This window comes from Staphylococcus sp. GDY8P94P (genome assembly GCF_017892255.1).
In the GTDB taxonomy this organism is placed as follows: Bacteria; Bacillota; Bacilli; order Staphylococcales; family Staphylococcaceae; genus Staphylococcus; species Staphylococcus cohnii.
The window spans coordinates 497-11,731 of the sequence record NZ_JAESKU010000002.1; the positions used below are offsets into that span (position 1 = coordinate 497).

General features: G+C 29.7%; 13 protein-coding genes and 2 pseudogenes. 8 read left to right on the forward strand and 7 right to left on the reverse strand.

Going from position 1 to position 11,235, the window contains the following annotated elements; translation table 11 throughout:
• Positions 1–340 (forward strand): TniB family NTP-binding protein (locus tag KA926_RS03350; protein WP_481906182.1); only part of this gene is annotated, 340 nt, incomplete at its 5' end.
• Between the two features lie 192 nt (positions 341–532).
• Positions 533–667: pseudogene (locus KA926_RS03355) on the forward strand (helix-turn-helix domain-containing protein); the annotation flags it as partial.
• Between the two features lie 306 nt (positions 668–973).
• On the opposite strand, the gene arsC reads toward KA926_RS03355, so the two are convergent.
• The 6 genes from arsC to arsD are packed head-to-tail and all read right to left on the reverse strand — an operon-like array spanning position 974 to position 6,709.
• Positions 974–1,369, reverse strand: a complete 396-nt coding sequence (arsC, locus tag KA926_RS03360) for an arsenate reductase (thioredoxin) (RefSeq protein WP_002509695.1) — start codon at positions 1,367–1,369, stop codon at positions 974–976.
• Between the two features lie 17 nt (positions 1,370–1,386).
• Positions 1,387–2,679, reverse strand: a complete 1,293-nt coding sequence (gene arsB, locus KA926_RS03365) for an arsenite efflux transporter membrane subunit ArsB (protein ID WP_081247903.1) — start codon at positions 2,677–2,679, stop codon at positions 1,387–1,389.
• On the reverse strand, positions 2,679–2,993 hold the full coding sequence (locus KA926_RS03370; protein ID WP_002509693.1) for an ArsR/SmtB family transcription factor: 315 nt from the start codon (positions 2,991–2,993) through the stop codon (positions 2,679–2,681). The genes arsB and KA926_RS03370 overlap by 1 nt, the downstream gene beginning before the upstream one ends.
• Entirely contained in the window at positions 2,990–4,654 is a 1,665-nt protein-coding gene (locus KA926_RS03375; RefSeq protein ID WP_011304042.1) for an FAD-dependent oxidoreductase, read from the reverse strand. The genes KA926_RS03370 and KA926_RS03375 overlap by 4 nt, the downstream gene beginning before the upstream one ends.
• Positions 4,654–6,375 carry an arsenical pump-driving ATPase gene (gene arsA / locus KA926_RS03380; protein ID WP_204176590.1) on the reverse strand — a complete coding sequence of 574 codons (1,722 nt, stop codon included), beginning with the start codon at positions 6,373–6,375 and terminating at the stop codon, positions 4,654–4,656. The genes KA926_RS03375 and arsA overlap by 1 nt, the downstream gene beginning before the upstream one ends.
• Positions 6,362–6,709 carry an arsenite efflux transporter metallochaperone ArsD gene (gene arsD, locus KA926_RS03385; protein ID WP_013730043.1) on the reverse strand — a complete coding sequence of 116 codons (348 nt, stop codon included), beginning with the start codon at positions 6,707–6,709 and terminating at the stop codon, positions 6,362–6,364. Before arsD ends, arsA begins: the two co-directional genes overlap by 14 nt.
• Positions 6,710–6,993: 284 nt before the next feature.
• Between arsD and KA926_RS03390 the strand changes: the two genes are divergently transcribed.
• The 4 genes from KA926_RS03390 to KA926_RS03405 all read left to right on the forward strand — a co-directional run bounded on the left by KA926_RS03390 (position 6,994) and on the right by KA926_RS03405 (position 8,681).
• Complete coding sequence (locus tag KA926_RS03390) at positions 6,994–7,188, forward strand: hypothetical protein (protein ID WP_002509689.1); 195 nt, start codon at positions 6,994–6,996, stop codon at positions 7,186–7,188.
• Positions 7,189–7,237: 49 nt separating this feature from the next.
• Positions 7,238–7,558 carry an ArsR/SmtB family transcription factor gene (locus KA926_RS03395; protein ID WP_002509688.1) on the forward strand — a complete coding sequence of 107 codons (321 nt, stop codon included), beginning with the start codon at positions 7,238–7,240 and terminating at the stop codon, positions 7,556–7,558.
• Between the two features lie 90 nt (positions 7,559–7,648).
• On the forward strand, positions 7,649–8,533 hold the full coding sequence (locus KA926_RS03400; RefSeq protein ID WP_119530591.1) for a permease: 885 nt from the start codon (positions 7,649–7,651) through the stop codon (positions 8,531–8,533).
• A 13-nt stretch (positions 8,534–8,546) separates the two neighbouring features.
• Positions 8,547–8,681 (forward strand): hypothetical protein, encoded by a 135-nt coding sequence (locus KA926_RS03405; RefSeq protein WP_002509686.1) that lies wholly within the window; start codon positions 8,547–8,549, stop codon positions 8,679–8,681.
• A gap of 118 nt (positions 8,682–8,799) precedes the next feature.
• Here KA926_RS03405 and KA926_RS03410 read toward each other — a convergent pair whose 3' ends face one another.
• On the reverse strand, positions 8,800–9,492 hold the full coding sequence (locus KA926_RS03410; RefSeq protein WP_204172135.1) for a DUF536 domain-containing protein: 693 nt from the start codon (positions 9,490–9,492) through the stop codon (positions 8,800–8,802).
• Positions 9,493–10,007: 515 nt separating this feature from the next.
• Between KA926_RS03410 and KA926_RS03415 the strand changes: the two genes are divergently transcribed.
• Both KA926_RS03415 and KA926_RS13875 read left to right on the forward strand, forming a co-directional pair.
• Positions 10,008–10,979: a replication initiator protein A gene (locus tag KA926_RS03415; protein ID WP_204172136.1), complete on the forward strand. Its 972-nt coding sequence runs from the start codon at positions 10,008–10,010 to the stop codon at positions 10,977–10,979.
• A 16-nt stretch (positions 10,980–10,995) separates the two neighbouring features.
• Positions 10,996–11,235, forward strand: a pseudogene (locus KA926_RS13875) (protein rep); the annotation flags it as partial.

The window sequence follows — 11,235 nt, forward strand, 5'->3', positions numbered from 1 at the left end:
GATATTTATTGGTATGCCGGGTATAGAGAAAAAACTATCTCGTTATCCTCAACTATATTCGCGTATAGGTTTTGCACATGAATTTGATAATCTAAGTAAAGATGAGACGCATCATATATTAGAATATAAGTGGCAAGATTTAGGATTTGATTTAAAACTCGAAGACTTTACTGATTATGAGGCAATAACGACGATTATTAAAATTACAAAAGGGAATTTTAGGCTGATTCATCGTTTATTTGCGCAGATAGACAGAATTATGGATATAAATGGTTTAGATAAAATAAGTACAGAAGTTGTAGAAACAGCTAGAGATAGTTTAGTTATAGGTATTCGATAATAGAAAAAGCAACGCATTTTAATATAGTGCGTTGCTTTTCTCATTTATTAGGTAAAGTCATTCTCATATATCGAGTAAAGTGACACTCTTAATATTAAGTTAAGAGGTTTTGTGTCAAAAACGAACATTTTTAATACTCTAATCATACATACAGAAATACTGTTTTACTAGCATCGATAATGGTTCGATTAGGGTAGACCCAAACGCGATGATAATAACCTTAGAGATGCTATTGAGATGTATATGAGCAAAAAATACACTTTAGATGAGATAAAAGAACAGACAAATATAAGTAGAGCAACCTTGTATCGTCATCTAGATAAATAAGAGGTGATGAACGTTGTTAAAACAAGATTTAGTGTATAATGTACTGTTATCGATTAGAGAAGAATAAAGTGTAGATTTTAAAACTTTAGATGTAAGCGAAAAAATTTTTTATTAGCACTTGAAAGCATAGCGAGGCAAGATTTAGCAAAAAATATAGAGTTATTCTACAATGGGTGTTTTCCTATATGTGGCACAACAATATATGCAGAACTAACAGAAAAAGGTAAGCAGCAAATATCATTATATAAAACAGAGGATAAGCACATATAACAATGCTTATCCTCTGTTTTTGAATTTTATATTAACTTAATTATCATAAAATTGCTTGATCTTTTGACCTATTTCATCTCTTACACGTTGAAATTCTGACCAAGATTTACCTGCTGGGTCATCAAAGCCCCAATGTTCTTTTTTTACATTAGGCGGGATGACTGGACAATTCTCATCAGCATCACTACAAAGTGTAACAACTAGGTCTGATTGTCTTAAAATTTTATTATCAATTAAATCAGAAGTATGGTTTGATATGTCAATATCCACTTCTTTCATAGCTTCTATCGCCTTAGGATTTACGCCATGCGTTTCGATACCTGCTGAGTAAACATTCCATTCTTCGCCGAGTATTTCTCTTCCCCAGCCCTCAGCCATTTGACTACGACAAGAATTACCAGTACATATAAAGTAAATTGTTTTCTTATCCATTTATTATTACCTCTCTTTTAAAAAATTATTAGTGTTAAATATAGACCTAATAGGGTTACAAATAAAACAGGGATTGTGATAATAATTCCGGTCTTAAAATAGGTTCCCCAAGAAATCTTGACACCTTTTTGAGTTAGTACGTGTAACCAAAGAAGTGTGGCTAACGAACCAATTGGTGTTATCTTAGGCCCCAAATCAGATCCGATAATATTCGCATAAATCATACCTTCTTTTAATATTCCTGTAGCACTCGATTGACCAATTGCTATTGCATCTATTAAAACGGTTGGCATGTTATTCATAATAGAGGATAGGAATGCAGCTACAAAGCCCATACCCATAATGCTGCTAAATAAGCCATAACTTGAAATGTTTGTTAGTACATCACCAAGAAGTGTTGTAATGCCCACGTTTTTCAAACCAAATACGACGAGATACATACCAATGGAGAATAAAACAATATTCCATGGCGCACCTTTAATTACTTGTTTCGTATGCACGGCTTTAGATTTATGCGCTAATAATACAAATATTAAAGCAATGATACCAGCAATAATGGATACTGGAATATTTATAAACTCACTTATTAAATAACCAATGAGTAATATACCAAGTACGATCCACGAGATGTTAAAAAGTTTTTTATCTTTAATCGCTTCTCTTGGTTCTCTAATGTTTACTGCATTAAATGTTTTTGGAATAGACTTTCTAAAATATAACCATAAAACAAGAATACTTGCGATCAATGAGAATATATTAGGTATAATCATTTTACTGAAGTATTCAATAAATCCAATATCGAAATAATCTGCGGAAACAATATTAACTAAATTACTGACAATGAGCGGTAATGATGTAGAATCAGCTATAAAACCACTAGCAATAATAAATGGAAATATCGCTTTTTTATCAAATCCTAAACTACGAACCATAGCTAAAACAATAGGAGTAAGTATTAAAGCTGCTCCATCATTTGCGAAGAAAGCTGCTACAACTGAACCTAATAGCATGATAAAGATAAACATTTTCAATCCGCTACCTTTTGATGCTCTCACCATATGTATAGCAGACCATTCAAAGAAGCCAATTTCATCTAATATGAGTGAAATAAGAATAACTGCAACAAAAGTTAAGGTCGCATTCCAAACAATTCCAGTAACTTCTAGTACGTCTGAAAAGCTTACAACGCCAGTGATTATAGCAACTACAGCACCAATTAATGCAGTAATACCAATATCTAGACCTTTAGGTTGCCATATAACAAAAATTAACGTTAATACAAAGATTGTGATTGCTAATATCGTCATCATTAACACTCACCTTTCTCTACTGTTTCACATATACATGGGACAGTACTGGAACTCAATAGAGTCAGTCGTGATGTAACGTCATCCAATACGTCATGATTCAATTTGTATAAATTTTTATTACCATCTTTTCTGGATGTAATTAAATTATTGTCTTTTAATACTTTCATATGATGACTTAATGTGGGTTGAGAAAAAGAAAAATGCTCTAATAAATCACAAGCGCATAATTCACCACAAGATAACAAATCTAATATTTCAAGACGGCTACTATCAGCAATCACTTTCAAGTATTGTGATATCTCATTATAATTCAATTTTTCTTCTCCCTTTCTACTTGAAATCTTTTATATCGTTGATAATTTTTATTGCCACCTGATAAATTATATACTTGTTTAAAGCCTAAATTAATAAGTACGTTTTGTGCAGCATTACCAGTAGTACCTTTATTACAATAAGTCACGATTGTTTGATTTTCATCTAACGTTTTTGCATAACTTCTCAACGTTTTCAATGGGACGTTAATCGCTCCATCAACATGATCAACTTCAAATTGCTTTGGAGAACGTACATCTAAAATCAATAAATCATTTTTTTGTTTTACGACTTCTTCAGGCGTTATAATTTTACGTCCTCGAGTAATATTGTGACCAATCATCCCTGTATAAATAACAGGATCTTTAGTTGTAGAAAAAGGAGGTGCATATGCTAAATCTAAATGAAATAAATCTTCTGCTTTGGCACCAAATGTTATAGCAGTAGCTAGTACATCAATTCTCTTGTCTACGCCCTCATACCCAACTATTTGCGCACCAAGTAATTTAGAATTATTTTTATCAAATATAGCTTTAATTACCATTTCTTGACCTTGCATATATTCTGGACGATTCGGTTTCACATTGTGTAATACATCAATATCAATTTCTAACTCAACAGCTTCTTTTTCGGTTAAACCTGTCTGGGCAATTGTCATATCAAAGATACGGACAATGCCTGTGCCTAAAATGCCTTTATGTTCTAGATTTCCACCAGTTAATCGATCTCCTAAAATACGACCCATTTTATTTGCTGTAGAACCTAGCGGTCTATATATAGGATTACCAGTAATTAAATTATAACTTTCTGCTGCATCACCAATTGCATATATATGAGGAATATTTGTTTCCAAATACTTATTGGTTTGTATTGCTCCAGATTCTCCAATATTAATACCAATTTCTTTAGCTAATTTAGTATTTGGTGTGACACCAATCCCAATAATGATTAAGTCTGTATCAATTAATTCGCCAGTTTTTAAGCTGACTCTATTTATCGTATGATTCTCATCATAATCAATAATGTCAATTTCATTATAGGTATATACGTTAGCTTTATCTTCAATATATTCTTGAATCATAAAACTCATATCGTAGTCTAAATGAGGCATAAAAGTGTTACGTTGAACAATTGAAGTGTTGTAATTAGATAATTGTTCTAACATCTCTAAACCAATAAATCCACCGCCAACGATTGTTATATTCTGAACATCATGGTCATTAATATAATTATAAATTGCTTTGGCATCATTAATATTTTTAACTTTAAACACATTATTATATTCTTCGCTATTTAATTGAGGGAGTTCTTTAGGCGATGAACCTGTTGCTAATACTAATTCGTCATATTTTTGAATCATCTTTTCATCATTTACTAAATTAGTAACTGTTATTGTTTGATCACTATCATTTATCTTATTCACTTCATATTCTGTATAAATATCTATATTAAAGCGTTCTTTAAACCATTTAGCATTTCGTGGCGTGAGTTCATCAATATCAGATACATTACCGCCTATATAGTAGGGGATACCACATACGGAATACGAAATATCACTATCTTTATCAAAAACGGTAATTTCAACATCTTCACTATTTCTTCTTGCTTTAGCCGCGACACTCGTACCGGCAGCAACTGAACCAATGATAACAATTTTTTTCATTATTCTAACCCTCCATAAGGTATGACAAAGTAATTATTAAGACTTTCATTTTTAATCTTGTTTATCCAAATCGATTCATCTTCTTTTTTGTTACTAAAAAGGTCATCACGTTGATTTAGCGTAACTAATGATTGATTAACGACCCACCAATTATGTCCTATATCGGCTCTATTTAAATCTTCTACTAAACGTTTAGATTCTAAATAAGGTGTTTTTTCTGCTAGTGTTACGATTATCATCTGTGTTAAATCTTGATTTTGAATTTTAGGTAATAACGTTTCAACATTACTGGTAGTTTGAGTTGATTTTTTCTTTAGTTCTTTATAGTGATTTTCACTAGAATCAAGTAACAACAAGGTATGGCCTGTAGGAGCTGTATCTACAATTACGTAATCCATGTCTTCTTGATTCTCCATAATGTCACTAAAGGCTTTGAAAAATGCTATTTCTTCTGTACAAGGTGATTTTAAATCTTCCATAATATAATCAATATCGTCTTGTGGTGTATCATCATTCACTATGGCTAATATTTCTTTTTTATACTTTTCTAATGCTTGTTCTTCATCAATATAAGCAGTATTTAAATTACTTGTGGTTTCAACATTAATTTCTTTAGTAGGGTCAGTCGTTGCTAAAAGAATACGATGTCCTTTATTAGATAATTCTGTAGCTAATTGCGTTGCTACTGTCGTTTTACCAACGCCACCTTTTCCCATTGTAAATAAATATTGAACTTTACTATTTTCAATTTCATCTATTAATTTATTGAATTGCGGATGATCTTCAACAATAAAGTCATCATTTTCAATTAAGTTATCATCATTTAATAGATTAGTTAAACTTTCTATACCTTCTTCTTTCTGCTTTTTATATGGAACGTAATAAGCATGATTGTTATTTAACCATTCAGTAAAATGATTAATGTTTTTATCTTGTTCTGATTTCATCTGACTCGAAATTAAACCGTGACTTTCTTCTATATAGTTGTTAATGACTACTTTGAATTTAGAAATTGATAGTTGTTGTAATTCTTGTTGCGCTCTTTGAATTTCATATATAGAAGAGTGGTTAGGTTTCGCAACTAAGATCATGGTCGTATCGTCTTGGTTACGTAGTTTTTCAAGTGCTGAATTATATTTACCTCTATTTTCATTTAAACCCGATAATTGACCTAAGCAAGAAGCGTCATTACTCGTTGTATTTAAATAATCTGTCCATGCAGAAGGTAATTCAAGCATTCTCAAGGTGTGACCTGTTGGAGCTGTATCAAATATAATGAAATCAAATTCTTGTTCTAAAGTTTTATCGGATAAAAAATTTGTAAATTCATTAAATGCTGCTACTTCAACTGTACACGAACCACTTAACTGTTCTTTCATCTCAGAAAGCACATCTTCTGGTAGAATACCCTCATAAGGTTCTATAGCTTGTGCTTTATAATCGTCTGCAGCAGCAATCGGGTCAAAATTGGCTATAGAGAGATTAGGTATAGGTTGATATGTAGTTAATTTATTAGATAATTCCATTTGAAATACATCTTGTAAATTACTAGCTGGATCAGTACTTACTAAAGCTACTTTCTTTCCATTCTCTGCTAAGTTTAAAGCAATAGAACTTGATATCGTCGTTTTGCCTACGCCACCTTTACCAGTAAAAAACAAATATTTTGTTAACTCAACATTATCTAAATTCAATTTATTTAAGTATTTAACAGCATCCATCTCCACCACAGCATCCTCCATTTCTCATCTGATTAACCGTAATAATTTCATCGGCTTCTTCTTGGGTAATATAAGTACCCGTTTTAGCTATATTGCCTTCTATAAAAGTGATTGGTAAAACTTCATTACCTTTTTCTTGAATTAAACGAATAGCTTCTTTATTTTTAATAAATTCATTCGGATTATTACTCATATTATAACGTTGAACTTCTATTTGATTTTGTTTTAAATATTCATTGATTTGGTTCGTCTTTATTAGTGTTTCATCCGGTTCTGGACCACATACGCCAGTAGAACAGCACATAGCTTCTTCGTATATTTCAATATTTAACATTATACTCACCTCATTAATTATTTTACTACCATAGATTAGCATCTATATAGATTAGTGTCTATGTATTGATTTGGATTTTTAAAATTTAACTTAATTTGAGTTTCTAATAATATAGTTAGGAAGAAAATATTTTTACTATTGCTGTGGAGCATGTCTAAGTTTATGTGAAATTATAGTTTTTTAATCTTGCAATAATGTATATATTGATTTATATTTAATATATCAAAAAAAATTGATATATTAAATGGAATAAAATTATTTAGACAATAAGGAGGTGTGCCTGATTGCGAGTAAACCACGCAAGTACTTTATCTGTTGGTTACTTTGTAAGTTATTTAAATCTTGTTATGGTATCAAGAGAAGTCACTTTAAAAGAAGCTACAATATATATGGAGAAGGAGTTCTTTAAAGGTAATATTCATCAGTATGGTGAATCAACAGAAAATAACTACAAACAAGCAATACAAGAATTGAAATAAAAATAATATAAACTCTAATCAAATATTATAAAAAAGAGGTGTTCTTTTTATGGAAGTTATTAAAGCAAAAACTGATATGAATGAAGATGAACAATTAGCTTTTTATGAAAGCATGTTTAATGCACTTGCTGACAAAAATAGATTAAAAATACTTAATCAAATTAGTCAAAGCCCTAATAAATCACTATGTGTATGCGACTTAGAGGAGTTATTAGATTTAAAACAATCTAAAATTTCATATCATTTAAAAAAACTAGTAAGTGCACAGATTTTAATACCTGAAAAATACGGTACTTGGAACTACTACAAAATCAATGAAGCACAAATTCAAGTTGTATTAACTGAAGATACTTGCTGTAAAATATTATAGGATTTATCTTCTTACACATCATATTAATCAACTTTTTTTAATTTATATATCAAAAAAAATTGATTAAATAAATTCAGAGGAGTTATACTAATGACAGATTCAATCATCGAATTCATAAAAACATTTTTAATGTTATTTTTTGAATTGTTAGCATTATTTATAGTTGTAAGTTTTATTGTAAGTTTAATTCAACAAGTAGTATCAGAAGATAAAATACAAAAGCTTTTAAGCAAACCAAATAAAGCAACCAACTATGTATTAGGAATGATTTTTGGTGCTATTACACCATTTTGTTCTTGTTCTACTATTCCTATACTTGCAGGTTTGTTAAACTCTAAAGTTCCGTTTGGTCCAGCTATGAGTTTCTTAATCGCTTCGCCACTCATGAATCCACTCATGATATTTATGCTATGGATTTTATTAGGGTGGAAAGTTGCTGTTGTTTATTTTGTTGTATTAGCGATATTCAGCATTTTAACTGGCCTTGTTTTTTCAAAAATGAATTTAGCAGAGAGTTATAAAGGCGTTAATGTCAAAGGTGATGGATTTTTCACTAATAAATCAGGATCTCGTGTTAAGCAAGCGCTAAATGATGCTTGGGCTTTCCTATATCCAATGTTACCTTATTTAATTATTGGTGTATTTATTGGGGCATTTATTTATGGATTTATTCCAGAAACCTTTATAACACAATATGCGAGTGGTGATAGTATTATCTCTGTTATTATTGCTTCTGTTATTGGTATACCTATGTATATTAGACCAGAAACAATGCTTCCTATAGCTGAAGCTTTAGTATCTAAAGGTATGTCACTGGGAACAGTCGTAGCATTAATTATAGGTGGCGCAGGAGCAAGTATTCCTGAAGTTGTATTGTTATCGAAATTATTTAAAAAGAAATTTGTAATATCTTTTGTTATAGCAATTTTAGTCGTAGCTATTGCTACTGGTCTAGTTGTTAACTTAATCATTTAAGGAGGTGAAGTAAATGGGTATCAAAGACGCATTAAAAAAATTAAAACCTCAAGAACAGTCATGTTGTTCAGTTGAAATTGAAGAGAAAACAGACAAAAAAGACGAAAATAATGAGAAAAAAGAAAATGGTAATAAAAATTGTTGCTAACATTAAAAAAGTTCTGTTTGATTTTGCATTTATTAACATAATCGATGATTATCAGAAGTTCCATTCACATAAAAAGGCACGACAAGTTTATGAACTTGTCGTGCCTTTTTAATTACAATTAATTACCAAATAACCGACTCCAGAAACCTTTTTTAGATGCTTGTTCTACCTTATCATCAGGATCGTTATTTGTTTCTTCAGATGGATTATTGTCTTTAAATAACTCATCTTCTTCTAAGCTGTTATCATTGTTCTCTTCGGGAACCTCTTTTTTTCTTTCTCCAACATCTTCTGCTGTTTGATTTTCGTATTGTTGATTAACATTTTTAACTTCTTCAGTTAATTTTGCTTCTTGCTCATTGACATTTTGTCTATCATTCGTGGATGGATCAAAAGAATAATTAAGCTGCCTTTCTTCTTCTAATTGATTCTCCAATTTTTGAATCTTTTTATTACTTTCTAAAGCTAATATTTGTTGATTCTCTAAAAGTCTATTAAGTGTGTTTATTTGCTCTTTATCTCTATTTGATTGTTCTTTATATATAGCTACTTGGTTATATAATTGTTTTATTGTCTCATCTTTCACCAGGTTATCATTATTAGGTTCAGCTTCTTCTTTTTTTTCACCTTCAAAATCATCATTCTTATTCTGATTTTTTCTTATTCGGTTTACTACTATAATTTCATCTTCACCGGATAAGTAATTTACGTTATCGATTTTTTGAAATTTTACATTTGCTTTTTTAGCATTATTATAAACAGTCATTTTTGTTACGTTTAATTCATCGGCAATTTCCTTCATACTTTTCATATAATGGCCTCCATATAATTATACACATGACATTTATACCATTATATAGCTATTATACTTGGTATTACAAGGTCATATAATTCATTATACATATAGCTATATACGGTTATACGTATAAGTATATAGGATTATATATATAAATTTTCAACCCTATATGTATAGGTGTTATATACCCTTTATACTTGCTATATAAGCGTTTATACGCTGTTATATGATATAACCATATAAAGGTATTATACGAAGTTTTATCTTTTTTTGAAAATGCATACACCCAAATGTATATAAACAATTTAACAAAACTTTTAAAAGTGTTATTATAAATATATATAAAAGAAACCCAACTACGGGAATAGTCAGGTTTCTTCGGTAATAAAACAAGTGATTTGTTTGTTTATATATTTGTTATATTCTTATTATATATTCTAAGAATTATTAGTGCAAGTCGAATACATATAAACTTACTTATAGCTTTTTATTACCTCTTTTAGAAATTTAAATATGAAAGAGGTTTTTGTATGTCCAACTTTAACATTAAAGAAATCCAAAAAGAGAAATTTTATCAATTACCTAAAGTGTTTTTTACGAATCCTAAATATGTTAATTTGTCTAACGATGCAAAAATAACATGGTCAATATTAAGAGATCGTTTAGATTTATCTATAAGAAATAATTGGGTAGATAAAAATGGAGATATATTTTTTATTTATACCAATGAAAAGCTTAAATCTATTTTAAATATTAGTAGTCCAAATAAGTTATCTAAAATTAAAAAAGAATTAACTCAAGCTGATTTATTCAATCAAATAAGAGTAGGTTTAAATAAACCTAATAAATTATATATTAAAAAACCGGAAGTAACAGAAGCTGATGTATATTATATTTCACAACAAGAAAATGATATAGAACAGCGTAATAACACGGACGTATCAAATTCATACGTCCAGAAATATGATAATGATACATCAAGAAATATTAATTTGATACATCATGACATATCAAAAGAATACACTAATGATACTGACTTAAATAATACTGACTATATAGAGACTGAGAATAATGATACGCATGATATGAATGATACATATAACAATTCAACAAACCACAATCATTCGAATCATACAAATCATCAACAAACTGAATTTAATAATGATGCCTTAAAATTCCAAGTGCTTGAAGAATTGCCACAACAAATCAAAGATTACTTAAGTAATTTTGAAATTAGAGAAATTCGTATTATTAAAAGTGTTTTACTTAAAGGAAAAAAATCATTTAATAATGCTCATGATACATATTACCGTTTAGAAGACGTAGAGTTCGAACTTATCAGTGTCTTAAAACGATTTAAAGCGATGTTGCTACAGAAAAATGAAACAGTTGAAGGTATGCAAGGTTATTTGATGCAATCGATTAAAGCTGAACTTGAAGAAATACACGCACTTAATATGCGTCGTCAAAACATGAAACAACATAATATCTTTAACCAATAATTTAGATAATCTTATAGCAATCAAAGAAACCTCTAAATATTCGGTTAAGTCATCTGATTTTTTAACTGATGATGATGAAAGAAATCAAGAAATCGTGAATGACTTGGAAAAGGTTTATACCGAAAACGTATGTTGAGTTATGGTGGACTGCTTAAACAAAAGCATAAAATTTTAAATTTAGATGATGCCGAAGATGGTAATTTAATTAATACAAGTGATGAAGATAAAATCACAGACGAAGAAGAAAAAGCACATT

What these genes read in the sequence shown, in the direction of transcription:
- arsC (WP_002509695.1), bottom strand. Translation starts at nt 1,369, where the DNA reads ATGGATAAGAAAACAATTTACTTTATATGTACTGGTAATTCTTGTCGT.
- arsB (WP_081247903.1), bottom strand. Translation starts at nt 2,679, where the DNA reads ATGATGACGATATTAGCAATCACAATCTTTGTATTAACGTTAATTTTT.
- KA926_RS03375 (WP_011304042.1), bottom strand. Translation starts at nt 4,654, where the DNA reads ATGAAAAAAATTGTTATCATTGGTTCAGTTGCTGCCGGTACGAGTGTC.
- arsA (WP_204176590.1), bottom strand. Translation starts at nt 6,375, where the DNA reads ATGGATGCTGTTAAATACTTAAATAAATTGAATTTAGATAATGTTGAG.
- arsD (WP_013730043.1), bottom strand. Translation starts at nt 6,709, where the DNA reads ATGTTAAATATTGAAATATACGAAGAAGCTATGTGCTGTTCTACTGGC.
- KA926_RS03395 (WP_002509688.1), top strand. Translation starts at nt 7,238, where the DNA reads ATGGAAGTTATTAAAGCAAAAACTGATATGAATGAAGATGAACAATTA.
- KA926_RS03400 (WP_119530591.1), top strand. Translation starts at nt 7,649, where the DNA reads ATGACAGATTCAATCATCGAATTCATAAAAACATTTTTAATGTTATTT.
- KA926_RS03405 (WP_002509686.1), top strand. Translation starts at nt 8,547, where the DNA reads ATGGGTATCAAAGACGCATTAAAAAAATTAAAACCTCAAGAACAGTCA.
- KA926_RS03410 (WP_204172135.1), bottom strand. Translation starts at nt 9,492, where the DNA reads ATGAAAAGTATGAAGGAAATTGCCGATGAATTAAACGTAACAAAAATG.
- KA926_RS03415 (WP_204172136.1), top strand. Translation starts at nt 10,008, where the DNA reads ATGTCCAACTTTAACATTAAAGAAATCCAAAAAGAGAAATTTTATCAA.